Annotated in this window: 19 protein-coding genes and 1 tRNA gene; 10 read left to right on the top strand and 10 right to left on the bottom strand. The window is 45.3% G+C overall.

The window, feature by feature from the left end:
* The first annotated feature begins 12 nt into the window (after window positions 1–12).
* The 3 genes from BHV83_RS13515 to BHV83_RS13505 all read left to right on the top strand — a co-directional run bounded on the left by BHV83_RS13515 (window position 13) and on the right by BHV83_RS13505 (window position 3,136).
* Complete coding sequence (locus BHV83_RS13515; RefSeq protein ID WP_005867338.1) at window positions 13–1,233, top strand: ABC transporter permease; 1,221 nt, start codon at window positions 13–15, stop codon at window positions 1,231–1,233.
* An 83-nt stretch (window positions 1,234–1,316) separates the two neighbouring features.
* On the top strand, window positions 1,317–2,384 hold the full coding sequence (locus tag BHV83_RS13510) for a sensor histidine kinase (protein WP_286757625.1): 1,068 nt from the start codon (window positions 1,317–1,319) through the stop codon (window positions 2,382–2,384).
* On the top strand, window positions 2,381–3,136 hold the full coding sequence (locus BHV83_RS13505) for a LytR/AlgR family response regulator transcription factor (protein WP_005867341.1): 756 nt from the start codon (window positions 2,381–2,383) through the stop codon (window positions 3,134–3,136). Before BHV83_RS13510 ends, BHV83_RS13505 begins: the two co-directional genes overlap by 4 nt.
* A 7-nt stretch (window positions 3,137–3,143) precedes the next feature.
* On the opposite strand, the gene dacB is transcribed toward BHV83_RS13505, so the two are convergent.
* On the bottom strand, window positions 3,144–4,601 hold the full coding sequence (gene dacB / locus BHV83_RS13500; RefSeq protein ID WP_005867342.1) for a D-alanyl-D-alanine carboxypeptidase/D-alanyl-D-alanine endopeptidase: 1,458 nt from the start codon (window positions 4,599–4,601) through the stop codon (window positions 3,144–3,146).
* A 58-nt stretch (window positions 4,602–4,659) separates the two neighbouring features.
* Here dacB and BHV83_RS13495 point away from each other — a divergent pair, with 58 nt between their 5' ends.
* Both BHV83_RS13495 and BHV83_RS13490 read left to right on the top strand, forming a co-directional pair.
* Entirely contained in the window at window positions 4,660–5,817 is a 1,158-nt protein-coding gene (locus BHV83_RS13495; RefSeq protein WP_005867343.1) for an AI-2E family transporter, read from the top strand.
* A 46-nt stretch (window positions 5,818–5,863) separates the two neighbouring features.
* Window positions 5,864–5,936: transfer RNA gene (locus BHV83_RS13490), tRNA-Lys, on the top strand.
* 259 nt (window positions 5,937–6,195) lie between these two features.
* Here the strand turns inward: BHV83_RS13490 and BHV83_RS13485 are convergent.
* On the bottom strand, window positions 6,196–7,029 hold the full coding sequence (locus BHV83_RS13485; protein WP_005867344.1) for a class I SAM-dependent methyltransferase: 834 nt from the start codon (window positions 7,027–7,029) through the stop codon (window positions 6,196–6,198).
* Window positions 7,030–7,130: 101 nt separating this feature from the next.
* On the opposite strand from BHV83_RS13485, the gene BHV83_RS13480 reads away from it, so the two are divergent.
* Window positions 7,131–8,135, top strand: a complete 1,005-nt coding sequence (locus BHV83_RS13480) for an AraC family transcriptional regulator (RefSeq protein ID WP_286757624.1) — start codon at window positions 7,131–7,133, stop codon at window positions 8,133–8,135.
* 16 nt (window positions 8,136–8,151) lie between these two features.
* On the opposite strand, the gene BHV83_RS13475 is transcribed toward BHV83_RS13480, so the two are convergent.
* The gene (locus BHV83_RS13475; RefSeq protein WP_286757623.1) at window positions 8,152–10,440 is read right to left on the bottom strand and encodes an outer membrane beta-barrel protein; all 2,289 of its coding nucleotides are present in this window, start codon (window positions 10,438–10,440) and stop codon (window positions 8,152–8,154) included.
* A gap of 181 nt (window positions 10,441–10,621) precedes the next feature.
* Between BHV83_RS13475 and BHV83_RS13470 the strand changes: the two genes are divergently transcribed.
* A complete protein-coding gene (locus tag BHV83_RS13470) occupies window positions 10,622–11,860 on the top strand; it encodes an MFS transporter (protein WP_122377474.1) in 1,239 nt (412 codons plus the stop codon).
* 63 nt (window positions 11,861–11,923) lie between these two features.
* Here the strand turns inward: BHV83_RS13470 and BHV83_RS13465 are convergent, their stop codons facing one another.
* Window positions 11,924–12,820 carry a PfkB family carbohydrate kinase gene (locus BHV83_RS13465; RefSeq protein ID WP_005867349.1) on the bottom strand — a complete coding sequence of 299 codons (897 nt, stop codon included), beginning with the start codon at window positions 12,818–12,820 and terminating at the stop codon, window positions 11,924–11,926.
* A gap of 856 nt (window positions 12,821–13,676) precedes the next feature.
* Here BHV83_RS13465 and BHV83_RS13460 point away from each other — a divergent pair.
* Window positions 13,677–16,379, top strand: a complete 2,703-nt coding sequence (locus tag BHV83_RS13460) for a S9 family peptidase (RefSeq protein ID WP_286757622.1) — start codon at window positions 13,677–13,679, stop codon at window positions 16,377–16,379.
* Window positions 16,380–16,694: 315 nt separating this feature from the next.
* Window positions 16,695–17,027: a type II toxin-antitoxin system PemK/MazF family toxin gene (locus BHV83_RS13455; RefSeq protein WP_008777861.1), complete on the top strand. Its 333-nt coding sequence runs from the start codon at window positions 16,695–16,697 to the stop codon at window positions 17,025–17,027.
* Here the strand turns inward: BHV83_RS13455 and BHV83_RS13450 are convergent.
* A complete protein-coding gene (locus BHV83_RS13450; RefSeq protein WP_286757621.1) occupies window positions 17,024–18,001 on the bottom strand; it encodes a sensor histidine kinase in 978 nt (325 codons plus the stop codon). The genes BHV83_RS13455 and BHV83_RS13450 overlap by 4 nt on opposite strands.
* Before the next feature lie 18 nt (window positions 18,002–18,019).
* Window positions 18,020–18,595, bottom strand: a complete 576-nt coding sequence (locus BHV83_RS13445) for a response regulator (RefSeq protein WP_286757620.1) — start codon at window positions 18,593–18,595, stop codon at window positions 18,020–18,022.
* A gap of 158 nt (window positions 18,596–18,753) precedes the next feature.
* On the opposite strand from BHV83_RS13445, the gene BHV83_RS13440 reads away from it, so the two are divergent.
* Window positions 18,754–21,117, top strand: coding sequence for an ABC transporter permease (locus BHV83_RS13440; protein ID WP_286757619.1), 2,364 nt, complete (start codon window positions 18,754–18,756; stop codon window positions 21,115–21,117).
* 22 nt (window positions 21,118–21,139) lie between these two features.
* On the opposite strand, the gene BHV83_RS13435 is transcribed toward BHV83_RS13440, so the two are convergent.
* From BHV83_RS13435 to BHV83_RS13420, 4 genes are read right to left on the bottom strand one after another with little or no spacing between them, the layout of a single operon-like run.
* Complete coding sequence (locus BHV83_RS13435; RefSeq protein ID WP_286757618.1) at window positions 21,140–21,838, bottom strand: hypothetical protein; 699 nt, start codon at window positions 21,836–21,838, stop codon at window positions 21,140–21,142.
* A gap of 37 nt (window positions 21,839–21,875) precedes the next feature.
* Window positions 21,876–24,458, bottom strand: coding sequence for a M14 family metallopeptidase (locus BHV83_RS13430; protein ID WP_005859528.1), 2,583 nt, complete (start codon window positions 24,456–24,458; stop codon window positions 21,876–21,878).
* A 15-nt stretch (window positions 24,459–24,473) separates the two neighbouring features.
* Window positions 24,474–26,081, bottom strand: coding sequence for a RagB/SusD family nutrient uptake outer membrane protein (locus BHV83_RS13425; RefSeq protein WP_005859529.1), 1,608 nt, complete (start codon window positions 26,079–26,081; stop codon window positions 24,474–24,476).
* A 12-nt stretch (window positions 26,082–26,093) separates the two neighbouring features.
* On the bottom strand, window positions 26,094–26,441 hold the full coding sequence (locus tag BHV83_RS13420; protein WP_286757616.1) for a TonB-dependent receptor: 348 nt from the start codon (window positions 26,439–26,441) through the stop codon (window positions 26,094–26,096).
* Between the last annotated feature and the right edge of the window lie 132 nt (window positions 26,442–26,573).

Raw genomic sequence — 26,573 nt, 5'->3', positions numbered from 1 at the left:
ATATTATTTAGAATGAATACGACGAATTTACTAAAGATAGCCCTCCGGGCCTTGGCCAACAACAAGCTGCGGGGATTCCTCACGATGCTGGGTATCATCATCGGCGTGGCTTCCGTGATCACGATGCTGGCCATCGGTCAAGGCTCGAAGCGGAGTATACAGGCGCAGATCAGCGAGATGGGCTCGAACATGATCATGATCCAGCCGGGAGCCGACATGCGTGGCGGCGTACGCCAAGACGCCTCTGCCATGGAGACGCTGAAGCTACAGGACTACGAGGATATCGTGAACGAGACTCGCTACGTCTCCGCCACCTCGCCCTCCGTGAACAGTAGTGGGCAGGCCATCTATGGCGCCAATAACGCCCCGACTACCGTCTACGGTATTAGCCCGGATTATATGGAGATACGCCGATACGAGGTGGAGGATGGCGATATGTTCAGCGATCAGGACGTACAGACCGCCGCCAAGGTATGCGTGATCGGGAAGACGGTGGTGGATAACCTTTTCCCCGGCGGAGAGAATCCCGTCGGTAAGGTGATCCGTTTCCAGAAGCTACCGTTCCGGGTCGTGGGCGTACTGAAAAGCAAAGGATACAACAGCATGGGAATGGACCAAGACGACCTGATCTTAGCTCCATACACAACTATTCAAAAAAAGATCTTGGCCATTACCCATTTGCAAGGCATAACCTGCTCGGCGCTCAAGGAGGAGTACACCGATCAAGCCATAGACGAGATATCGGAGATACTGAGGCGTAACCATAGGTTGCGGGAAACCGATGATGATGATTTCACGATCCGGAGTATGCAGGAGTTGAGCACGATGTTGACAAGTACGACGGATATAATGACGACGTTGCTGGCTGCGGTGGCTGGTATCTCTCTTCTCGTTGGTGGTATCGGTATCATGAATATCATGTACGTGAGCGTGACGGAGCGTACGCGGGAGATCGGCCTCCGTATGAGTATCGGTGCGAAAGGCATGGATATCTTGGCTCAGTTCTTGATCGAGTCTATCCTTATCAGCGTGACCGGAGGATTGATCGGCGTGCTTTTCGGCGTGGGAGCTGCCTTGATCGTGAATGTCGTGGCGCATTTCCCGATCTATATCCAGCCGTGGAGCGTACTGCTCTCTTTCGTGGTATGTACGGTGACGGGCGTGTTCTTCGGATGGTACCCGGCCAAGAAGGCGGCGCAGCTCGACCCGATCGAGGCCATACGCTATGAGTAGACGGATGCTCACTAGATAAGGCTACATGGCTCATATAACGGTAGGAATGACTATATTTGCGTAGCACTAAAGAGGATAATAAGATGAATGACACACCACAATCTCCCCCTATCAAAGGTTTGGGAAAGTTGATACACATCGCGGGATGGGGTATCCTGTTCTGCTCCCCTTTCTTCTTCACGGGGAGGGAGTCGCAAGTCACGTTCGAGGGCTATTTCCGGAGCATCATCGTGCCGCTTTCCTTCATGCTCGTCTTCTACTTGAATTACGGGTGGCTGGTGAGGCGGTATTTGTTTAACCGCCGGACAGGGCGTTTCCTGTTGATCAATCTATTGCTTATCGGGGCTACGATGCTGTTCGTGCATCTCTGCATGCGCTATTTCTATCCGCCGGAGATGCATCATCCGGCTCGTCCGCCCCGCCCGTTGAACGAGACGGTGGGGTTCTTTCTCGTCAACGCCGTTATCTACTCCTTGGTAGCCGGCCTTAGCGTGGCGATCAAGATGGCGGACGGATGGTACCGGGTGGCGGCTATCCAGCGGGAACTGGAGAAGGAGCGTGCCGAGGCGGAATTGCAGAACTTGAAGAGCCAGCTTAACCCGCATTTCCTGTTTAATACGTTGAATAATATCTATAGCTTGATAGCGTTCAGCCCGGAGAAGGCGCAGGAGGCGGTGCACGATTTGAGCCGCTTGCTTCGCTATGTCTTGTATGAGAGTAGCCAGCCTTTTGTCCCATTGGAGAAGGATTTCGACTTCCTTCGTAATTATGTGGAGCTGATGCGTATACGCCTGCCCAAACATGTGGAGCTGAAAACGAATATCGTCGCTTCCTCCCCGGGAACCTTGATCGCCCCCCTGTTGTTTATCTCCTTGGTCGAGAATGCGTTTAAGCATGGGGTGAGCAATAATAAGCCGTCTTTCATCCATTTGGATATCCATCAGGAGGGGGCGGAGGTAGTTTGTACTATTGTGAATAGCTATTTCCCGAAAAGCCCGGATCAAGATAAAAGTGGTTCCGGTATCGGGCTGGTGAATCTGGAGAAACGCTTGGGGCTGCTCTATTCGGGGCATTTCTCGTTCCAATGCGGTCGGGAGGGGGATAACTATTCTTCTTATCTATCAATTACTATAAACGAGACTGAGATATGAGATTGACTTGCGCGATTATTGACGATGAACCTTTAGCGGTTAGCTTGCTGGAAAGCTACGTCTTGAAAACTCCGTTCCTGGATTTACAAGGGACTTATAATAGTGCCTTGGACGCTCTTTCCGACTTACGGGATCGGCCGGTGGATCTGCTTTTTCTGGATATCCAGATGTCGGAGTTGAGCGGATTGGAGTTCTCCCGTATCTTGAACGCCGATACCCGTGTCATTTTTACGACGGCTTTCGATCAATATGCCGTGGATAGTTACCGAGTAAACGCGCTGGATTATTTGTTGAAGCCAATTAGTTATCCGGACTTCCTTGCCTCGGCGAATAAGGCGTTGCGATGGTATGAGTTGCTCCGTAAGCCGGTGTCTTCGGAAGAGAAGGAAGGATCCGCGCCAATCGCGGAGAAGGGCGGGATGGAGAGTATTTTCGTCAAGAGTGAGTATAAGCTGTTGCAAATAGAGCTGCGCAAGATATTATATATTGAAGGATTAAAGGATTACGTGAAGATATTCGTGGAGGATGAGCCCCGTCCGGTCCTTTCGTTGATGAGCATGAAGAGTTTGGAGGATATGTTACCTTCGGATCGCTTTGTGCGTGTTCATCGCTCTTTTATCGTCCAGCCGGAGAAGATCAAGGTGATCGAGCGGAATCGGATTGTCTTTGGAAAGGAGTATATCCCGATCTCCGACAATTATAAACAGCATTTCCTAGAGATGATAGAGCGTAGATCGATCCTGCCGAAATAACCGCTGGTTAGTTGAACAACTGGAGCAATAATTTCTCTATCGCTACGGTCATAGGACGTCCGTCGCAGGAATAGTTGTTTACGAATAGGGCGATGGCGTATTGCTTATCGCCTTTGTTTATATATCCCGCATATCCTTTTACCCGGCTCATGCTTCCGCTTTTAAGATGAGCTTTTCCTTGGAGGGATGAGCCTTTTAAGAAGTTCCTCACCGAGCCTTCTACCCCCGCTACGGGCAATGATTCGTAGAAGGCTGTGTGTTGTTGTGAACAGGTTTTCATATAAATCAATAAATCAGCCACAAAAGCTGTTGATAACTTGTTGGTAACCGCAAGACCGCTACCGTCGTACATCCAGACGCACGAGAGGTCGAGTCCTTTCCCTTGCCAATAGTCCCGAAGCACCTGGATACCCCGGTTAAAAGAAGATATGACCTCTCCCTTACGGGGCGTATATCGTAGGCCGATCGTCTTGATCAAGGCATCGGCGAATAAATTATGGCTGACATGATTGGTCACTTCCACGATTTCCCGAAGCGTAGGGGAGTAAGTGGTAACAATCTCGGTCCGTTTCCCGGGTTGCCACCTACCGGCTTCCCGCAAGATACGGAAACAAGACGGTGATTCGCCGACCGTGATCCCTTCATGTTCCAATTGCCTAGTGAGATAATCCGCTAGGAAAAGAGCCGGGTCGGGAATATCCCCTTTGAGCGGATACCATTCCCGGTTAGCGGGGACAATGCCATATAAATAACGATCCGTGGCGAATGGCGCCCCTACGATAAAAGAACTATCCGAAGATACTTGCTGGGTCGTTAAGTAATTATGGAAATGGATGCCGGATAATTCCGGTTCGGTTCCTTTCAACTTCGGGCGGGTTCCGGGAGCTCCGGTTTGCAACCCTAATTTATAAAGATTGTCGAATACGCAAATCCCATAGCTTCCGGCACCATAATAACTACCCATATCTTCGCCAACCCATTTAAGGGAAGTGCCTTCCGTGTCGAATATACTTTCATCAGCGATTACGGCTCCTTGTATTTTATGGATACCCACCTTCTTCAAGGCGGAGATCCATTCCTGTAGAAACCGCTTATGATCCGGGGCGAAATGCGCTGAGCCAAGGCTAGGATCTCCGCTTCCCTTGATATATAAATTGCCTTTTAACAAGCCGTTCTCGATGGAGCCGTCGTATTCTAATGTTGTGGGAAAGCGATAATCCTCGCCCAGTATCTCCAATGCGGTAGCGGTCGTAACCGTTTTCATGACCGAGGCTGGGGTCAGCTGCCGGATTGTATCGTAAGCGAATACCGTCTCGCCACTGTTAACCTCTTTCACGATCAAGGAAAATGAAGCTCCTTCCATATAAGGCTTGCGCAGGAATTGCTTGATAGGTTGTGGAGTCTGTGCCCCCACTGAAAGGTATAAGCAAGAAATGAGGAAGAAAAAGGATATTTTACGTATCATGATGTTTATATATTCTACTTTATTCTATCTTTGTCGCAAGCAAAGATATGAAAATAATATGAATCCACTGTTTGACAAGCCTTTTACGTTTGACCGTGTAATACGCATAGTGTTCGGTATACTGGTCATCTCAGGAATTATTTATTTGATAGCCTTATTACGAAACGCTTTGTTACCTTTCCTGATCGCTTGGTTACTGGCTTATATGATGCAACCGTTCGTAAAGTTCTTCCAATATAAATTATGTTTTAAGAGCCGCATCTTATCGATTATGGCGGTATTGGTGACTTTAGGGCTATTGATAACGTTGCTGGTAGTCATGGTCATTCCTTCCATTGCGGCTGAGGCGGATAAAACGCTAGAACTGATCCGCACACATGATCCCGGTGAAGGTCATGTCCCTTTGATCCCGCATTCATGGATGGAATATCTGGAAAGTAATGTGAACTTCGCCCAGATCATGGAGTTATTGAGTAAGGAGAATTTGTTGAAAGCGGTGAAGCAGATTGCGCCCCAGTTATGGTCTATCTTATCGAACACTTTCTCAATCCTTTTCAGTATCACGATCGTGTTCGTGATCTTGCTTTACTTTATTTTCATCCTTTTGGATTATGAGAAGATCGCGAATGGTTGGATCGATTTGATACCGGAGCGTTACCGTCCGTTCCTGCAAGGTTTGGCTGAGGATGTGGAATACAGCATGAATCGTTATTTCCGCGGACAATCGTTGATCGCTCTTTCTGTAGGGGTTCTCCTCGCGATCGGCTTTAAGATCATTAATTTCCCGTTGGCGGTCACGTTGGGTCTGTTTATCGGCGTGCTGAACTTAATTCCCTATATGCAGGCGATCGGTATTATCCCGATGATTCTATTGAGCTTATTGCGTTCGGCCGAGACTGGCGAGAACTTCTGGTTGATCTTTGGTATGGCTATTTTAGTCTTGGGTATCGTACAATGTATACAGGATTTATATCTTACCCCTCGCATAATGGGTAAGGCTATGGGACTGAATCCCGCCATCATCTTACTCTCATTATCCATCTGGGGAACGATCCTAGGCTTTATAGGCTTAATAATAGCCCTCCCATTGACAACATTGTGCTTATCCTACTATAAACGCTTTATCTTGCACGAAGATAATGAGTTAGATCCCGGAAACCTTGCTCATCAACCTAAGCGAGAGAAAATAAATTCAGATTTAAGCGCAAAAAAATAGCCATGCCTATTGCATATTAAAAAAATACTCCTACAACGCACAGGATGATTCGCTAGCTCAGCTGGTAGAGCACAACACTTTTAATGTTGGGGTCCTGGGTTCGAGCCCCAGGCGGATCACATAAGAACAAAGCTAAAAGAGATAAGTCCTGCAATATTAACGTATTGTGGGACTTTTTTATGTTTTAGTCTTGCTTGAAAGCCCAAAAAGGCGCACGAAAAGATACGGTTGAGTATCCAAATCGTACCCCCTTCCCCGAAAAACAAAAAGGGGGTACAATTGTCGGAAAGTCCTTCTGATAAACTACGTGGAGGTCTTCTATTTAATACCAAAACTCATGATCGAATACAGAACTAGCTTTTTTATTTGGTAGATAACCTATTTACTTATTTCTCCAACTTTATAACCTACGATTCCAAAAGACTTGTGTAGCGCCGGGATTAACCACATGATCAAGCCGGGTAGTCCCCAGCGTTTTTTCTCTTCGCTGATGAAATAGAATCGTTCGATCAGTTTGAGCTTGGGGAACCATTGCTCGATTGTGTGCGGATCGTTTAGTCCGAAATGGAAACGGGCTTTTGTCCGTTTTACCGATTCATGCTTGTCGGAGTTGCGGGCGGCCCATTTACTGACGAAATCAAAATATATCTCGCATCCGGGAAAGCGTTGGGCGAGGTTTTGGATAACAGATTTTACCTGTTCCTCATTGAAATACATCATTACACCTTCCGCGAGGAAAAGGAAGCGGCCGTGAGGATGTTTTTGTCTCAACATATCCATCCAGTCCGTCTCGAGCATAGAGCCTTTGATCGTGAGATCTTTAGCGGAGGCAGGGAATAGCTTTTCACGCAAATTGATTACTTCAGGTAAGTCTAGTTCGTAGAAGGTCGCTTGGTTATGGTTGGAGACACGTTGGAAACGGCTGTCTAATCCGCAACCGATCGATACCACTACCGGATCTTCAGTTACCTTACGGTCGATGAATCGCTGGACCAAACGATCGAAATGGCGTAGGCGGATAGTGGTTCCGGTAGTACTCATCGTGATTTTACCAAACTTGGCGAAATCATAATCTATTTTCTCAACAAGCTCACATGCCATCGGGTCTTTTAATATCGCGTCTTTCCGGTGACTTTCGTGAGCGCGTGATAGTAAGGGAATAAACAAGGTCTCCGCGATGTCATCCTTTATCTCTGGTTTTATTTTATTCATAATATACCTATTTATAGGGATTGATTATCTGGTACAAAGATGGGATCTTTGCTTTTGGTTTATTTACGCAAGAAGGAAGTGTATTTTAATCAAACGGAAAAATGGTACACATAGAACTCTCATCTCGTGGAAGAGATACGATCGCTTTAGAAATGCCGGATATAAGTTATTTTTCTACCAATCGTTCAGGAGGGCTAGAAGAGAACTGTTGGGAGGCGGAGAACAAATTATTGACCTATCGTATCAGTGATTTCAGATGCAGGGATTTTAATGTGACAAGATACCAGATCTATTGCAAGGAGGATTGTTGCATGCGTTCCCTAAATGTCGGTAACTCGTTTATGGGACTTTCTGTTGTTCGTCAGGGGATCGTCGAATGCTTTTTGTCGGAGACACGGGATAAGCGGATTTGGCGGGAAGGGCATACGAATATGATCGTAAGTTCTGGTATCAAGGAAGAGCGGAATCTGTTCCGTAAAGGAGATACTTTGGGTATGACAAGTATTCTGGTGTCGCCGGATTTCTTCCGACATTTGTCGGAACGTTATACGGAGTACTTCGGGAGTGCTTATTTGCGATTCGGCAGGGGGGAGACTTTCTTTATCGCTCCCAAGAATCTCTCGATTCCAATCGCTTTATCTGTGGCGTTGAATGATCTTGAGGTCTCTCAGATGATGGGAAATGCCTCGCCAATGTATCTCGAAGCAAAAGTAACCGAGTGCTTGTCTTTATTTATGCGGGAGACGGAAGGTAAAGAACCGGTTAACGCAAAGATAGTAGGCTTTTCCGATCGGGATAAAATTTATCAGGCCCGGGATATTATATGTTCCGAATATTTGAACCCGCCTTCATTACATGATTTGGCTTTACGTGTCGGAACTAATGAATGTACTTTGAAAGCGGGGTTTAAAGAAGCGTTCCGGACGACCGTGTTTAACTATCTCTTTGATTATCGTATGAATATAGCGATTCACTATCTTTTGGATACCAATAAATCAATAGGGGAAGTTGCCGGCTTGGTCGGCTATGAGCATCAAGCGCATTTTTGTACGGCCTTTAAGCGGAAGTTTAATGTCACCCCGTCTGAATATAGGTTGAAAGCGTAGTATAGACCATCGACTTTTATTTCCCGAATCGGGAACTATCCACCTCTTTATGCTCTTTTGCTTTAAAATCTCCGAATTTATAGATAAAGGATAAGGAGACTCGTCTGGAATCCGGGATCATACGCATATGTAAGTCTTGTGTTTTGTATTGGAGATTAAGATCTTTTGGGACCCATGAATTAAACATGTCATCCACTTTTAAAGAGATCTCCGCTTTGCCGTTGGGGGAGATCCATTTCAAGCCGGCGTCTACGTTATACATACTGCTGATCGTCATTGGGCCTTGAATGTTGCGGGTAATATAAGAACCGGATACTTCCGCTTTGATAGTAGGCTTCGATGAGATGTTGAACGTATTATTTAATTCGGCATAGAATGCCAGATTATCTTTATTGAAGCTTATATCATGGTAATTATCACATTTCATCTTGTCATAATAACCGTTTAACGTTAATCTGGAATCAAGCACGGAGCCGGCTTTGAATGGTATCATTACATTTAGGCCTAGCTTACTGGAATAGTCGAAATTCAGTGTCTTATAGATAAGAACTAGTCTCTCGGAGGATTGATAGGGGAGCTGGTTGAAATTATTGTCTATATAATTTGCGTATAGCGTGAAAATGTATTTGTTTTTTAGGATGTAGTTCAATTGGGCAGAGTAGAGTCTGGACGGCCTTAAATCCGGGTTACCTTGTATCTCGGTATATCCATTCAGATAAGACACCGTATTCTGCATCTCCCAATAGCTGGGATAGGTCTTGTCTGAAGAAACGGATAATTGCAGGATGTGGCTGGGGTGGGCTCGGTACGTGATTTCCATCATTGGGAATAAGCTCCAATAATCAATCTCCTTATGTTTGTAATACTCTCCGGTCAAAGAGGCGTTTACGGATAGGTTATCAGAGAAGCTTTTGGAAAAGCCGGTATATAAATCATATACATATTCATCCAGTTTACTGTAACTATTAGAGATGGACCAATCGTGTTCGCACAGTGAATGATATACCTGAGAACTTTTGTCTGAGGCGAAGCTGAATTTTGTCCCATAGTTGAGTATCCAGCCTTTTCCTAATTTATGGTTCTGGTCCGCGTAGACGGAGAGCCTACGGATGTCTTGTTGTGATTTAGCGTTGAAGGCATCTTCTTTCCCGGCTTTCTTCTCTTGGTAATATTGTGTCGTATGATTGATGTAAGCGGTAAAATCAATCCCTACATTAAGGCCGAACCCGGAGGCATAGTCGAGCGCCAGATTATGCATCTGGATCGGTTTGTCGGATTTCTTTCTGTTTTCGGAATCCGAATAGGTTCCTACAGAAGAGGTGAAAGGATGAGTCCATTGCTGGATCTCTGAGGTATAGGCGAAGCTTAGTTTGTTCTTATCGTTCAAGAACCAATCATTGCCTAGGCGTATGGTATGGACCGGGAGCCGGGTATGTCCTCTGTCGAATTGCTCGATCTCGTAGGTCTTACCATCGAATAAATGGTGTGATAAGATATCCTCACCTGTCCGTTCCCTGTGGTAGCCGAAGGAGTACATGAGATCGGTAGAATATTTAGGCGTGTTGTAAACGAGAGTAGCGCCACTTTGGTAATTAGTGTAATGCCCTTGGTTGTATAGAGCATTGACTTGTCCTTGCAGTTTGGGAGTCTCGGAAGTACCGTTATTAAGGACCAGATTAATCACTGCCCCGCGTACATGATATTGGGGTGGAGCGCTATACATGATCTCTGCTTCTTGAATACGTTCTTTGGGCATATTCTTAAGCAGATTCTCCAATTGACTCTCACCCATATTGGTGGTCTTGCCATTGATGATAACCGTGACTCCATTTGTTCCGGCAAGTTGTATTTTCCCGCTTTGTTCCCGCACTCCCGGTAGTTCTAGGATCGCCTCGTAAGCGCTAACGGCCATCTTGTCTTTTAATAAGTGTGGCATGCTGTAGGTTATTTTCCCATCGACAACCTTGGCTAAAGGACGCTCTCCGGTAACAGATACTTCCGAAAGCGTCTGGCTTTTCTCGTTCAGTTGTATATTGCCTATCGTAAGTGAGTCATAAGTGCTTTGGTACGTTTCATACAGCAGATGCTGGACGGTTAAGAGGAAAGGGGATATCTCTGCTTTGATACTAAAAGAGCCCAAAGAGTCCGTATAGGTGGAGTTTACATATACTGAATCGTTCGTTTGTATAATCACGACCGCTAGTTCGATAGGATGGTTATTTAAGTCCGTAACCCTTCCCGTAATAACTTGTGCCTGTGTGAATGTGGTAAATAATAATCCTAAAAAGATAATCCAGCTTCTCATATCATCCTCGATTTAGTCAACATTCTTGTGCATATTTCGCAAATATACTTTTCATTAGGGAATCTACCTAATAAATTCTACTTTTAGGACTTAGGGGATTAGGATATATTTGATAGCTTTGCGGAGGAATGGGGTTCGTGCCTCTTTCTCGAATAGATGATAACAATAAAAGTAAATGATAATGAATGAAAAAATGAATACTCCATTGGGTAGCGCTTTTCCCAAGGAACGGGTTCGTTATGCGATGCTTTCTTTCTTTTTAGCGCAAGGTCTTTGTTTCTCTAGTTGGGCTAGCCGTATTCCGGACGTGAAGGATTTCTTTGAGGTGAATTACGCTTTCTATTGGGGTTTGGTCTTGTTCCTGATCCCGGTAGGTAAGTTTGTGGCGATACCGTTAGCGGGTTATTTGGTGTCGAAGTTGGGAAGTCGTATTATGGCGCAGGTCAGTGTGTTGGGGTATGCCTTGGCCTTATTTGCGATCGGTACGGCACATAATATTTATCTGCTGGGTGTTTATTTGTTCTGTTTTGGGGTGTTCTGGAATCTTTGTGATATATCCTTGAATACGCAAGGAATTGGTATCGAGCGGCTTTATGGGCGTACGATTATGGCCTCATTTCATGGAGGTTGGAGTCTGGCGGCCTGTTTAGGAGCTTTGATCGGGTTTATCATGATCGTATCCGGCGTCACTCCGTTCTGGCATTTTACGTTGATTGCATTATTGATTGGAGTGACTGTTTTGGTAAGCCGGAAGTATTTGCAGGAAGACGTGGCGGTTGAGTCACCGGAGGAAGAGAAGGAAGCGGAGAAGAAAGAAGCTCCGGCATTGTTGAGCTTTATCCGTAAGCCGGAAATACTGTTGATCCAGTTAGGTATCGTCGGACTGTTTGCCTTGGTGGTGGAAAGTGCGATGTTTGATTGGAGTGGACTTTACTTCGAATCGGTACTACAAGTTCCTAAATCCTTGCAGATCGGTTTCTTAGTGTTCATGGTGATGATGACGGTAGGCCGTTTTCTTACGAACTCCGCCTATAGTGTTTTAGGAAAGCAGAAGGTGTTGCAATTAGCGGGTTTCTTTATTTTTGCAGGTTTCTTTATCTCAGCCATGTTGGGTGGAATGTTCGAATCGATGACGGTTAAGGTGATCGTGAATTCCTTAGGCTTTATGTTGGTAGGCTTGGGCATCTCGTGTATGGTGCCTACTATTTATAGCTTAGTGGGCGCTAAATCGAGAACTCCGGTGGGAATTGCCTTGACGATCCTTTCCAGTATCAGCTTTATCGGCTCGTTGATCGCACCTTTGTTGATCGGAGCGATCTCGCAGGCTTTCAATATGAAATACGCTTATATCGTGGTCGGCTTGTTAGGGCTTTGTATCTTGCTAATGACTACATTCTGCAAAGCATTCAAGAATAATTAAAGATAGAGAATTGAGAATTGAAAATTAGGAGAGAGCGAATAATTTTCAATTCTCAATTTTCAACTACTCAGGCATTCGTTGTTCCGCTGTCTCTAAGCATCGCAACACATCTTCCTTAGTGCCGTTGAATGGGCCTATTCCTTCGATTTTCAATGTTGTCATAGCTGCCGCGAAACGTCCGGCTTCTTCTATGCTTGCGCCTTTGGCACGTTTATAGAGATATCCTGTCATATAAGTATCACCCGCTCCGGTAGCGTTTACTACTTCTTTCGGTATGTAAGCGGGGATTTTATGGAAAGTGGAACCGTCGTAAATGATAGATCCCATGCTTCCGAAAGTCAGCAATACCTCTTTCACGCCCCAATCGTAGATAACTTTTCCTGCGTTCACGGCATCGGTATATCCGGTTAACACCTCCATCTCATGTTCGTTAGCCTTGAGGAAGTGCACGTATTTAAGTACTTCTTTTTTCTCTGGCCAATCCACGGCAAATACATCCTTGTCTCTTACTTCCCGTAGATACCCTTGCGAGTCAATCGATACTAAGCCTTTCCCCGCTAAATACTTTACCACTTCCAAAGAGAAATCATCGGCAAGCAAACTACCAAGGTGGAAGATCTTGGAGTCGATGTTCTCCAGATACTCTACGGTGAAAGGATCTGCTTTCGCCAATACACGTTGCGTACGGTTATCTTGGTTCTCTCCATAAATATTCTCGAAATAAACGGTGTGCTTACTTGGCATCACGGCAACGTCGATACCTTCGGCTCGTAGTTCCTCCACCGTTTTCATCTCAGATTCAGCCAAGGCTGTCACTAGAGTATAGTCAATATCATCGAAATGTTTTATCGCATGCGAGAAATAAAAGGAGGTTCCTCCCGGCATATGGACGGTATTCTTAGGTGTCACTACCTTATCCAAGGTGATGTGTCCTACGCAGCAAAGTTCGTGTGTATTCATTTTTTACTCAGTTTATTATAAAGCGACAAATTTATGAAAAAAGAGTTCAAGTACATAGGATAGTCGTTATTTTGACCAATAAAAGCGTAAACGAGGCGCTTCCATGCAAGAGCGAAAGTATTTACATATAGTAGAAACGAAAGTGTTTACCTCTAGAAGTAAAGTCATTTACATATGGAAGTAAACAGCGTTACATCTAGTTGTAAATGTAATATGCTGATAATCCGTATATAATACTGTTGGCGGATAATGCTCGGTGTATCTGCTGGAAATATTCAAATTCACCTTATCCGATAAGCATGCTTATTTGGATTTAGAAAGAAGAATTGATAATCAGTCAACGACATAGATAATATATAATGTACGCTCGTACATTATAATATATGCAATACGCATAGAGGTTATACTACTATATAGGTGATGTATATTTTATGTGCGATGGAATAGAATGTGAGAAACGACTAGTCTAAACGATCGTTTTCACCGTTCATTTTCATGTATATAATATAATGTACGTGCGTACATTGAATAAAGGCTTACTAAAAATCTTCCTACAATAAATAACATATTCAATATAAACTGCCCTGTTTTGGGTCTCCCAAGTGAATAACTAACGGCTTGTCGAGTGAATAACTAACGGCTATACCTAGTGGATAACTTACGGCTTGGGAGGACACTGATAATCAACACATTAAAAACGACATTACCTTGTCCAGAAAACACGTACGACTTTTACAAAAAACACGTACATGTTTTCTCGGAAACACGTACGTGTTTTTCCAGAAGCAAAATCCAGTCAAAAGCAATAAAGATTCTGATAAAGCCATTATCTTTGTTTTAAAATCAATACATAACCATGATGAGACACTTAAAGTACTTGGCTTTTGTAGCATGTCTGGGAAGTCTTTCCCCAGCCTTCGCGCAAAACGCCTCTAAAAGCCTAACAGTTGATGACCTGATCACTTGGCAACGAATCACGGACCGGGAGATCTCGGACAATGGAAGATGGGTAGCCTGCAAGATGGAACCTTGGGAAGGTGACGCTACCGTTTATTTGTATGAGGCCCAAGGGCAAGAGACCGCCACTTTTTCTCCGGCCGATAAGTTCGCGTTCTCCGCTTCCTCGGGTTATCTGGTTGTCACGCAAACACCCGGAAAGTCCACGGTAGATTCCCTGAAAGTATTGAAGACGAAAGAGGACAAGATGCCGATGAACACCTTGGTAATCTATTCCGTCGCCGGTAAAAAGGAGACGATAGACTCCCTCAAAACCTTCAAATTAGCGGACGAGGCGGATTGGATCGCTTATCAAAGAGGCCGGAAGGACTCCACTTTGTACGTCCGTTCGCTGGATGGAAGCAAGACCTTCCAGTTCCCGACCGTAACGGATTTCCAATTCGCCAAGAAAAGCGGTATGCTATATTACACGAGCGTGGCAGAAGGAGAAGCAGGTATATTCACCTTGAATCCGGAGAAAGGAAGTCCGGTGCTCATCAAAGAGGGAAAAGGCGTATTCAAACAAACCACGTTCGACGAGAAAGGGGAACGGCTGGCTTTCTTATATTGCGCCGACAAAGATTCTTCTTACAAAGCGTTAAGCTTATGGCTATCCGAACATAACGCTCCTGCGAAAGAAATCGCCACCCGTGGAAACAAGGCTTTCCCTGCTGAATGGGTAATCAATGAGAACGGGATGCTTCAATTCTCGAAATCCGCTTCCCGTCTGTTCTTCGGTACCTCACCGGAGCCGAGGCAAAAAGACACGACCCAACTAGCCGAGAATCGTCCGAACGTACAGGTTTGGAGTTGGGATGAGCCCGTACAATATACCGTACAGAATTATAACAAGGAAAAAGACTTAAAGAAAAGCTATCAAGCGGTTTATAATCTGGGCAACGGCTCTATCTTCCAATTGGCGAATGAGGAATTACCGAATATCCAATTGGGTAATGAGGGTGACGCACCCTTGGCGCTCCTTTCCACTTCCCGTCCCTATTCTTTGTCTTCCATGTGGGAGGCCCGCACACGCAGCGACTATTATACCGTATCGTTGGATAACGGGGAGCGCAAGCAAATCGCCCAAGCGGATTATGGCCGTTTCCGCCTCTCCCCACAAGGTAAATATGCATATTGGTATGGCGAGACGGATAGCTGCTGGTACACGATCGCCTTGGCGGAAGGTAAGCAATATCGCCTAACCACTCCGGAAAGCTTTCCGGCTTGGGACGAGGAGAACGACGTTCCCGATTATCCTTATGCGCATGGAGCCGCCGGCTGGACCGCAAACGATCAAAATCTCTTGATCTATGATCGTTACGACATCTGGAAATTCGATCCGACCGCGGCCACCCCACCGATCAACCTGACCGTGAACGGAAGGAAGGAGAAACTTTCCTACCGCTTGGAACAACTGGATAAAGAGGCTCGCTTTATCGACCTCGGCAAACCGCAATTATTAAAAGGATTCAACGAGGCCACAAAAGGATATGGATTCTACAACGCACGCCTCTCCGCTCCTGCCGCCCCGAAGACTATGCTGGCGGGCAATTATATGCTGCGATCTATCAACAAGGCGAAGAATACGGATGACGTGATCTATACGATGGAAACCTTCCAGCAATACCCGGATATCCACTATTCGACCTTGGCGTTCAAGAAATCCGTGCAATTGACGCATGGAGACAAACAGCAGGAAGGTTTTATCTGGGGTACCGCCGAGTTGGTATCATGGATTTCCTTGGACGGCCGTCCACTGGAAGGTGTCGTTTATAAGCCGGCGAATTTTGATCCGAACAAGAAGTACCCGATGATGGTAAACTTCTACGAGCGGAATTCGGAGACTTTATATAATTACCGTATGCCGGAACCGCATCGTTCTACGATCGATTATCACTTATACAATAGCAACGAATATGTCATCTTCAACCCGGACATTCGCTATGTAGATGGTTATCCGGGAGAAAGCTGCTATAACTGCTTGATGCCGGGTATCACCATGATGATCGCCAAAGGATATATCAACGAAAAAGGGATCGGTGCGCAAGGACATAGCTGGGGAGGTTACCAAGTAGCTTATTTAGCGACTCGCACGAATTTATTCTCCGCTATCGAGTCTGGGGCGCCTGTCGTAAATATGTTTAGCGCTTATGGCGGTATCCGTTGGGGTTCCGGCATGGCCCGCTCTTTCCAATACGAGCATACACAAAGCCGTTTAGGAGCTACGCCATGGAGTTCTCCACTTCGTTATCTGGAAAACTCGCCGTTGTTCACGATGGATAAGGTGCAGACCCCAATATTGATCATGCACAACGATGCCGATGGTCATGTGCCTTGGTACCAAGGTATCGAGTATTTCGTTGCCATGAAACGGTTAGGTAAACCTTGCTGGTTACTGAATTATACAGGCGAACCGCATTGGCCGATGCATATGGCAAACCGCATCGATTTCCAACGCCGCATGTTCCAATTCTTCAACCATTACCTAAAGAACGATAAAATGCCTAAATGGATGTCCGAAGGCGTACCTGCCGTAGAACAACCGTTTGAGTTGGGGTATTGATCAGACAATCTTATAAGAGATTATGGCCAAAGCGATAGTTATACCATAAGCTTTAGCCATAATCTCTTTTTCCATTTAAACAGGAGATCTTTTGAAATAAATACGTATATTTGCCAATAACATAAAAACAAAAGATATGAGAACGACAAAAACCAGACCAACTAGAAATGTTTCGTCGCCCAAGATGGCTAAACACAACATTTCCAACCAAAGGAAAAGCGATAGCCAACCTTTCAGTCCTATGAATGAGAAAGATTTATTTCTAGCCCATTCCAGACAATCCATGGCAGCATATATATCCAAATATCTCATCGAATGAAAATACATCAACGAGATGTTGTAGAAGTCAATTATCTATTTCCTAATGGAATAACCAAACCTCACATGGCTATCGTCATCTCAAACGATGATTTGCAAGCAGCTGAAGATTTCTTTTACCTAGCTATGATATCTTCCAAAAACTATAATCCACAATATACATTTCCTTTAGAAGACTCTATGCTAACAAAAAACTTAACAAAGAAAAGCTTCGTTATTTGCCAATTAATAGGAGGTTACACAAAACGAGACGTTGTGAGAATATGCAGCCATGTAAAAGCCGAGCCTTTCAACTTGATTGTTGAAAAAATCAAGAAAGTCATATTCTAGAACGTCATACGAAACTCGGTACGGACACCAGGCAAGGAATCAACGGTTAAATCGCCGCCATGCAATCGCATTATGCGGTGGGAGATACTAAGACCGATGCCGCTACCACCGGACTTCGTAGAGAAAAAAGGCGTAAAAATAGCAGATAACAGTTTCGGAGAAATTCCGGGACCATTATCTATTATAGTTATATATACCCTACCATCTGTCTCCAAGGCTTCTACAGAGACGATGGCATCCGCTTGCCCCTCTATCGCCTGTAATGCGTTACGGATCAAGTTAATCAGAGCCAGCACAATCAAGTTTTGGTCCGCATGTACCGTTAAAGCTTCCGCTGAGGAGAAACGAATACGGTCGCTACCCGCCTCGGCACACAACAACCGTTCCATCTTCCGAAATAAAGAGGTTATAGGCACCTCAGTTCTTTCCGGCTCCGGAAGATGCGTCAGACGATGGTAGGAATCCAAGAAAGCGGATAGATTTTTCGCTTGCCCATGAATAACCTCCAAACCTTCCCGTAATTGCTCCGGAGTATATGTATCGGAATATTTCAACAGATCAGCAGATAAGGAACGGATTGGCGTAATCGAATTACGAATCTCATGCGTCAGTACCCGCAAGATGCTCTCGTAATACAAGCGCTTCTCTTCCATCTCATTCTGGTTTTGACTGAATAGGAGGATAATCCGATTCATTTCCGCATATAAGTCCTTTACAAAGGGATCATTCGTTTTATCCGGGTATCGCAAAGTTGTATTCCCATTACGAACCGACTCGAAGAAAATAGCGATCTTACGATTTGTACCGTTTATCCACTGGATTAGCAACAGAGTTATCAACAGGATAACACACAGACATACAAAGGATAAAAAATAAGAAATACCGGTTATCAACAATACAGATCCAAGTAACGCAAAAAGTACGATTAAGGAAACGCTCCCTATAATCTTCAGGTATAAATTCCGGTTGACCATGGTTACTCTCCTTATAATCTACAACCCGTATTTCCGCATCTTATTATAAAGGGTCTGGCGGCTAATATCCAATTGTTGAGCCACAAGCGTCAGGTTCCCTTTCTTTTCTTTCAATACCTCGGCGATAAACTGCCGCTCCATATCCTCCAACGTACAAGGATGGGAGACTAGAGATTCTGCCACAGAGGAAATCTCGCTCTCATCTGATTCCGCACGACGTTCCAAGATGTGGGTAAGTGCTTGAATCAAATTCTCGTTATCCCAAGGTTTCACGATAAAGTCCGTGGCTCCCTTTTTAAGGGAAGATACAGCCAACTCGATATCCCCAAAAGCGGTTATCAAGATAACGGCCGGAGGATTCTTAAGCTCCAAGATACGATCCAACCAGAAAAGTCCTTCCCCTCCGCCTTGCTTTCCAGTGCCGAAGTTCATATCCAGTAAAACCAAATCCACATCTCCATTCCGCAAAAGGGCAGGCAATAATACGGGAGATGATACGGTAACGATCGTCTTAAACTCATGGGACAAGACCGTCCGCAGACTTCTCAATATCGCCTCATTGTCATCTACGACTATAATCTTCGCATCACGCATTAAGCCTCCTCTTTTTTTCGTACGCAAAGATACGATCTTTTCCCGGGTCTCAGTGTCCAATATTTAGACAAATCCAGTTCTTTACGATCGTTTCCTCCGATTTTATTTGCCATATTCCACACAACCGGATAGCTTTGAACCAACAAACAGATAAAACCATGGAATCCATATCTCTAAAACTTATATTCCGTAGCTGGTGGCGAAACAAGACGTTCGCCGTCATTTCCTTATTGAGTCTGGCGGCAGGCATCACTTGTACCAACCTACTGATCTCATACGTCATTTATGAATCTAGGATAGAAGCCCATAATCCCAATAAGTCGCATATCATCTATATGGCACAAGACTCTCCCTTGACCTCCGGAGAGAAAGTATCTTTTATTAAAGGGCCGATCCCTGTGCAGCTAAAAGACCAATACCCGGAAGTTGAGGATTATTTACGACTGAACATAGAGAATGCCGCCTCTATCACGATAGGAGAAAAGCGCTTCAACCCAATCTCGATCGTCAGAGCAGATCCCTCCTTTCCTCGCTTTTTCCCTTACAAGGTAGTAGCAGGAGATATAAACAAGGCATTAACCCAACCAAACGCAATTGCGTTGACCGAATACCAAGCGAAGATATTCTTCGGGAACGAGGATCCTATCGGTAAAACCTTCTCGGCAAAGTACGCTTATGAGAACGAGACGATTACCTACGAGGTCGCCGCCGTTATCAAAGAGTACCCTCAATCATTCTTGAAGTTCAACGCATTGGCAGGCACTACCTCCCAATTCAATGGCGGCCCTACCTTATTACTGGTAAACGATCTCTTCAACATCGATACGTTCACTCAAAAACTAAAGGATGATAAGGTACCTACTTTCAACGGAACCGGACAGTATTATTTCTATACCCTCCAAGAGAGTTATTTCCAAGAGCAAACCTATACACAAGAATACATCCCCTATATCCACCGAAACCAGAAAGACTTACTGTACGTTGGTTTGTTCTCGGCCATCCTAATCCTCGTGATCGCCTGTTTCAATTATGCCAACCTAAGTTTCTCCCGCATTTTGCAACAGGTAAAGATGATCTATACCCAGAAAGTGATGGGAGCATCGGCTGGGCAAATCCATCGCCAGCTATTCTTGGATACTTTCCTTACCGTGCTGATCGCTTTCTTTTTATCCTTGTTACTTACACTAGATTTCCTGCCGGCTTTCAACCAGATCGTTTCCGGACGTATCTCCTTGGGATTTTTCTTTAGTGGACAGGTCTTACCTGTGATCGTGGCACTCATCCTAGCTCTATCCATTATCCCCTCATTATATATGAGCCATAAGATCAACTCCCTTTCCCATTCCGAGTATAAATCATTCACCACCGGTACCCGGAAGCGGACAATCATAAGCGGGCTCTCCATCTTACAATTCGCCATCTCAATAGCTCTGGTATTCGCCACGCTAACCGTACGGCAGCAACTAACGCTCACTCAGACAAACGGTGAACGTTACCGGGACCTCATCGAAATAGCCGACTGGAGTGGGAACCATATACAGACCTTCTCTGAAGAGATCCGGCGTTATCCTTCCATAGAAGAGATGTGCCTTTCGAGAAGCGGGATCATACAGTTCAACTTGCGGACAATGGTCTTGAAAGACGAAAACGGAAACGAACTAAATTATACGCTAGGCCAATACGAAGGTGATAGTACTTTCCTAAAGGTTATGAAGATAAACATTCTTCAAGGGCTCTCAGAGCGAGAGGCTCTAAAACAATACAGCACACCCGTCTATATTAACGAACAATACGCACGTTTGCTCGTGCCCAAAGGCGAGAATCCCGTGGGTAAGCCTGTCCGCCTTTACGACACTGAATTCGGGAAGATGGAAAAGGAGGGAGAACCGATAGCGATTATAGCAGGGATCGTGGAGAATCTATATACAGGAACCTTACGACAAGAGGTTTACCCTAGCTTGACCTACCTAACGCATACTCCCCCCTATAACCTCGTCCAAGTCCGACTGAAAAAGGAGCATAGAGCCGAGGCTCTAACGTTACTGCAACAAACATGGGAAAAGATCAATCCCAACGTACCTTTCGAATACCAAGATATATACGAGGAATTTATGTTATCTAACCGAAAAACGATCGAACTGGCACATTTGCTCATCATGTACTCGATCATCAGCCTCCTGCTAACCGCCTTCGGATTATTCGGCATGGCTCTCTATGCCATCCAGCAGCGTACGAAAGAAATCGGTATCCGTAAGGTAAACGGGGCTACGGCCGGGGAGATCTTGTATCTATTAAATCGTCGGTTTATCGGCTGGGTAGGGATCGCTTTCGCAATTGCCGTTCCTATCACGTGGTATTCGCTGAGTTGTTGGCTGGAGAATTTCGTATATCGGGTGGACATATCCATAGGAACATGCCTGCTGTCCGGCGGTATCGTATTGATGGTTACGCTACTGACCGTAAGCAGGCATAGTTATAAGGCGGCATCCCGCAATCCCGTAAATGCCTTACAAAGCGAATAGCGAAAAGGAATATTTTGGATACTCACCTCAGTGTCTTCTCATCAAGGAATGCATCACAATCATCATACAAATTGAAAACCAATTCCTCGGGAATTACCGACCTTGACCGCCACGTTTCGATGGAGGAATAAAAACGTTCGAATAACTCCTCCTCCAATCGCTCGGTTTGCTGCATATACCCATTGCCGCTTAGATTGAAAAGTAATTCCCAATGGAAATAACTTTCCGTATTCGTCCCCCGATGATAACTGTAAATCTTATCCCGAAGCATGTTCGACGCGTCACATAACGGAGCATGTTTATTTTGATCGACAGTTAACGCCTTGGGCAACTTCTTATCGGCGCCTTTCAACCAAACCAGAACCGCAGGAGTAACCGGTGGGTAACCGATAACCGTCCACATCGTAGTGAACGAAGCATCCTCGTCCGGCCGTACACCTTGAATAGCCACAGTGCAAGAGGTACTTCTACGAGCGATAAAATCCTGCTCCGCAAACCAACCGAAAGTCTCTGGCTTATTATGTTTTCCATCTTTCAAGTCGATACCCATCAAAGGATTATGGAACGAGCGAGATAAATGGGACCGCACACAATTCTTCAAGTTTTCCGCATCGCGATTTTTCCACATAATCGGACGTCCGTCAGGTGTTACCTTGCCAGAAATGATAGCCGACGTGCAAGCATTGGCAAATTCCATGGCTCCTGATAAAACAAGAGCCATGAGACACAATATATTTCGTTGCGTACTCATCCGACAACTACATACATTTGTTATAAAACAACGCATTCATGAACAACTTACTAGTTCCAAAGAAGTAAGAACGGAAATTCATATCATCAGCAAAAACAATCACCTTACCGCTTCTATAAGGTTTCACCATTATAGCAGGCTCCTCTCTCAATAGGTTCGCATTATCCGCCGACAAGAATCCCGACAACAAGGGCTTTTTGGTATAATATAAAGGCGAAACATATGGATCCCTATCTTTCTGGAAAATGATATCATTCGTTTTTATAACAGCGATCTCATCTTGATCAAGTCCCCAAGCTAGCGGATGCGTCTTATCCAAATGACAATTCAGAATTACCCCTTTGATCAACTTTCCGGCTTTTGCTTCCGCCTTATCCGCAAAAGAACGATAAACCGATAAGCTGTCCGCCTTTTCAAGCAATGTTTCCTTTGTCTTTAAAGAGATAAGCCCTTGTTTGCTAGCCCATGCGCTAGCCTTTCCGGTAGCGATCAACACTCCTCCGGCAGCAACCCACTCCTTCAAGGCAGTCTCGGTACCCTTAGTTAGATTTGGAACACCATTAGCCAAAATGATAACATTGTAAGCCTTCAAGTCCTTGCCTGTCAAAGACGGGTTCTCTATCAATACCGGACGCATCTGAAAACGCTTATCCAACAAGAACCAAATCTCACCCGATTCCGGGATACTTACGCCACGTCCTACCAACATAGCCACTTTCGGCTGCTCCAATGGTTTAAAAGCCGGGCTGCCAAAATCCACATCAGCCATCAATCCCGTGTTGGCCGAATAGATATCCACTCCCGTATTTTTCGCCAACTCATCCAATGTCGCATAGAGCACATCCGAAGGAAGCGGCTGATTATGCGTCAATACCTGGTAGGTACCATAGCCCATCGTCCATTCTCCCTCTTCGTTCTTAAATTGGAACGGACGGTTGGTCGCACTGACCCGAATCCCCTTACGCTGCAACTCATAGACAACCTTAGGCGCATAAAACTCCCGGTTCTCAAACACATACCCCACCCGGCTTTCCCCGCCGATGAGCCGTCCTTGCGGAAAATCATTTCGCTCAATCCGATCACCCATCAATCCGGCGACACTCTTCACCGGAGCACACTCCAAGTTAAACGCATGCGGGAACGTCCATGTAGAGATATCATAGAAAGTACTATCCGTATATTCTAAACAATCCTCCATAAGCACCTTAACCATCGTACTGTATTTTTGCGCCACCGGAATGACATAGGCTGAACCTTTTTGGAACTCCTTGTTACCTGCGGCTTGATAGTCCTTCGCCAACTGATAGACCTCGATATGATGACGGGCCATATTCTCCAAGAAATGAAAAGCGACAGACTTAGATCCGCGTGTATCGAACACATAGCCCTGTACCGCCTCCTTCCGCGCCTCAGAAGCCGTACGTTCATAATATTCCTTCTGATAAGCCAGCAAACGGGTACGCATCGCCTTGGCCGCTTCCAGCGTAGCGCAAGAGGCTAATGCCTGATTCCGGATCGTCCAGCCAAAGGTCCATTCCCCGCTCGGGGTATTACGCAAATGTCCGCGCGTGGAACCTTGCTCATATAGCAGGCAAACGGATCCATGCGCATCTCCATAAGCAGCCCCTTTTCCGTAATAGAAGTCATCATAACCCTCCTTCGAATAATAAGTCGTCCCAATCCGATCGAGTGCCTTTGCCGTATAAGAAGAAATCTCGGCTGTCAAGTCTTGATTAAGCTGGGGAGTAAACGGATGGGTACGCTTAGGATGTCCCGGACTGAAATAATAAGGACGTAACGCCCCTTGCTCATGTTGATCCACGACCACATTGGGCAACCATTCAAAATATCCATTTAAGCCATTGATCCCCTCGGGATGTTGTGCCATAAGTAAGTCGCGATTACAATCGATCCAATAATGGTTCGTACGACTGGAAGGCCAAGGCTCGGTAAACTCACGTGATTTTATATCGCTAACATTCGTGAAACTTCTAGAGGAATTCACCCACGACGCAAACCGATTGATTCCATCCGGATTGGCTCCGGGAGTCATCACGACAATCTCTTGGTCTAGTAATTCCTCGATCTCAGGCCCTTGTGCCGCCGCCAAATGATAGGCAACAGCCAACGAAGCGTTCACACCCGATGCCTCATTTCCATGAATGCTATAAATCAAGCTTACGATCACAGGCATGTCGTCTATCACTATGCTTCTCGATTTCGCCACGTCGCTCAACTTTAAGTGCTCCTCCTTCAGTCGATCTATATTCTTTTGGTTCTCGGCCGAAGTAAACACGACCTCTATAAAAGGACGGTGCTGATAGGTACGCCCCGTCTCCCTAATCGTGACACGGTCGCTGCATCGCGCCAATGTTCTCATATATTCCACTACTTGATCCCATCCGGCATGTTGTTCTCCAAGCTGGAATCCCAAGATTTTTTCCGGGGTAGGAACCTGAGGGTCATAAACCTGAGAACCTTCCGGCAAGAAATACGTCAAATCATAAGGATACTCATCCGCTTGTGGTTGAGCAAAAACACCTGTCGCCAAGAAGATTGGCAACAGGCACATTAAAAAAAATCTTCTCATAACTATTTATTTACTTTATGGATTCGGTTCGCAAAGCGGATTCAGTTGAGTCTCCTTATCAGGAATAGCCCATTGCCAATCCCTATGTCCGGCCGGACGATATCTGTTCCCGTTACCCGTCACCGTTCCATCTCCATACATATTGTAATTAGAAGCTTCTGGATCCACCACTTTAGGCATTGCGTCTTTGTTCCAATATTCAATCAAACCATTCGGGAAAACCTCAGGACGAGGAGCCGGTCCACGGTCCAAATCCATATTCAAACGTTTCAAGTCGAACCAACGGAAACCTTCCCCCCAAAGCTCTATGCGACGTTGAGTCATCACCTCTTCTATCAAGTTTTCGCCCGTTTTCGTAGACAATGTATACTCCGGATCCCGATGACTTGCCAGCGGATAAAGAGCCTGAGCCGCTTTGCCTGGCTCCCCAGCACGTGCATATCCCTCCGCCATGATCAACATCATCTCCGGCAAGCGCATGAAAGGAACATCCCGGCCACCTTTCGTCGTAGGATCCGATACGATAAACTTATTGGCCATATAATTAGCATACGCTTTACTGTTACACTCCGCCCGGATCGGTCGCGGAAGAGTATTGGGATCGGTCGCCCTCGGAAACCAAATTCCTTTACGCACATCGGTATCACTGATCTTGTCGTATAACTTATTATAAATCGCACGAGGGGTATTGCCATTATACGAAATGATCTCATTCGACATATATCCATGGAAGTGAGTCAAGTTCGGAGCTTGCTGCAACAAAGGATTCGATCCCCACAACCATTCTGTATTTGATTGATCGCTAAAACGATCATTCAATGTCGTATAGGTATCATCTTGCAATTTGGCTCCTGATAGATCAACGACCAATTTAGCCATTTCAGCCGCTTCCAACCATTTACCTTGCGTCAATAAGATACGAGCCTTCAAACCGCGAGCCACGTGCAAATCAATATGCGACTTATTAGTCCGTTTCTCCTCCGTAGCACCCAATAATTGGATCGCCAAGTCGATATCCTCATTGATCTGCGTATACACCTCCTCTACAGAAGCTCTCGCTCTCGGCTCCGTTGAGTTATCGTTACGAATTACCACACCCAATTGCGTGTTATCGCCCTCTGCCTTATAACGGCCGCCATACATCTGTACCATCGTGAAATAGGCGAAAGCCCGGTAAAAATGGGCTTGCCCCTTGATATAATTCCTCTCGCTCTCCAAACCTTCCGCAGCATCGATATTATCGATAATCATACTACTGTTAGAGATAAAATATTGCAACAAGCGATAAAAATGGGTCGCGCTACCGATCGTCGCATTCCGATGGCTCGACCATTGAGCCTGCTTTTGGAACTGCGCATTGCTGTACGTATATACCAAATCATCCCCCATCACCTCATACCAAATCATCAACATATCGTAACCGCCATAAAAAGCCGAACTAGACAGATCACCCGTCCACATCAATTTATGCAAGCCATTTACAGCCAACATAGCCGATTGGGTATCATTGAACACTGCTTGCTCATCCACCGTTTGTGTGGAAGTTGTCTCCAAAAAATCCTCCTTGCAGCCATTGAATAATACCACAAGAGATAGCAACACTACTATATATATATTTTTCATATTGAACATGATTTAAAAAGTAAGATTCAAACCAAAAGTAAATACTCTCGCAGGCAAATAAACATCCGCATTACCACTATATCCTGAGAATATGTTTGAACGAGGGAAAATACCTTTTCGTTTCGTCAGCAAGAATAGATTCTCTCCTGACGCATATACCCGGAGTCCTTGCATGGAAACCTTCTCCAGCCATTGCTTCGGCAGATCATAGCTCAAAGTAGCGGAAGCCAACTCCAACATATTCGAGCTGATCAACCAACGAGTAGAAGTTCCCGCATTCATATTCGTATCTGCGAAATCCTCGATGCGAGGCACATTCGTGACATCGCCCGGTTTCTGCCAACGATTCAAGATATCCACATGCTTGTTGGAAGTCAAGGATGCGGATCCTGAAGGCTCAGTCTGAAAACTTGGGGGATTGCGTTAAAATTCTTATTTTTGCATCATGAAAACATCCTCTTCCCAAACGATTGATCCTGTTGCTTCTTTAAG

The sequence above is a fragment of the Parabacteroides sp. merdae-related_45_40 genome, from assembly GCF_001915675.1.
This window is presented reverse-complemented; position numbering and strand designations above follow the sequence as displayed.

Excerpts from the sequence above, each read along its gene's own strand:
- BHV83_RS13430 (WP_005859528.1), bottom strand. The coding sequence starts at position 24,458 with ATGAGAAGATTTTTTTTAATGTGCCTGTTGCCAATCTTCTTGGCGACA.
- BHV83_RS13435 (WP_286757618.1), bottom strand. The coding sequence starts at position 21,838 with ATGGCTCTTGTTTTATCAGGAGCCATGGAATTTGCCAATGCTTGCACG.
- BHV83_RS13470 (WP_122377474.1), top strand. The coding sequence starts at position 10,622 with ATGAATGAAAAAATGAATACTCCATTGGGTAGCGCTTTTCCCAAGGAA.
- BHV83_RS13505 (WP_005867341.1), top strand. The coding sequence starts at position 2,381 with ATGAGATTGACTTGCGCGATTATTGACGATGAACCTTTAGCGGTTAGC.
- BHV83_RS13450 (WP_286757621.1), bottom strand. The coding sequence starts at position 18,001 with ATGGTCAACCGGAATTTATACCTGAAGATTATAGGGAGCGTTTCCTTA.
- BHV83_RS13515 (WP_005867338.1), top strand. The coding sequence starts at position 13 with ATGAATACGACGAATTTACTAAAGATAGCCCTCCGGGCCTTGGCCAAC.
- BHV83_RS13510 (WP_286757625.1), top strand. The coding sequence starts at position 1,317 with ATGAATGACACACCACAATCTCCCCCTATCAAAGGTTTGGGAAAGTTG.
- BHV83_RS13445 (WP_286757620.1), bottom strand. The coding sequence starts at position 18,595 with ATGCGTGATGCGAAGATTATAGTCGTAGATGACAATGAGGCGATATTG.
- BHV83_RS13440 (WP_286757619.1), top strand. The coding sequence starts at position 18,754 with ATGGAATCCATATCTCTAAAACTTATATTCCGTAGCTGGTGGCGAAAC.
- BHV83_RS13455 (WP_008777861.1), top strand. The coding sequence starts at position 16,695 with ATGAAAATACATCAACGAGATGTTGTAGAAGTCAATTATCTATTTCCT.
- BHV83_RS13485 (WP_005867344.1), bottom strand. The coding sequence starts at position 7,029 with ATGAATAAAATAAAACCAGAGATAAAGGATGACATCGCGGAGACCTTG.
- BHV83_RS13425 (WP_005859529.1), bottom strand. The coding sequence starts at position 26,081 with ATGAAAAATATATATATAGTAGTGTTGCTATCTCTTGTGGTATTATTC.
- BHV83_RS13460 (WP_286757622.1), top strand. The coding sequence starts at position 13,677 with ATGATGAGACACTTAAAGTACTTGGCTTTTGTAGCATGTCTGGGAAGT.
- BHV83_RS13495 (WP_005867343.1), top strand. The coding sequence starts at position 4,660 with ATGAATCCACTGTTTGACAAGCCTTTTACGTTTGACCGTGTAATACGC.
- dacB (WP_005867342.1), bottom strand. The coding sequence starts at position 4,601 with ATGATACGTAAAATATCCTTTTTCTTCCTCATTTCTTGCTTATACCTT.
- BHV83_RS13475 (WP_286757623.1), bottom strand. The coding sequence starts at position 10,440 with ATGAGAAGCTGGATTATCTTTTTAGGATTATTATTTACCACATTCACA.
- BHV83_RS13465 (WP_005867349.1), bottom strand. The coding sequence starts at position 12,820 with ATGAATACACACGAACTTTGCTGCGTAGGACACATCACCTTGGATAAG.
- BHV83_RS13480 (WP_286757624.1), top strand. The coding sequence starts at position 7,131 with ATGGTACACATAGAACTCTCATCTCGTGGAAGAGATACGATCGCTTTA.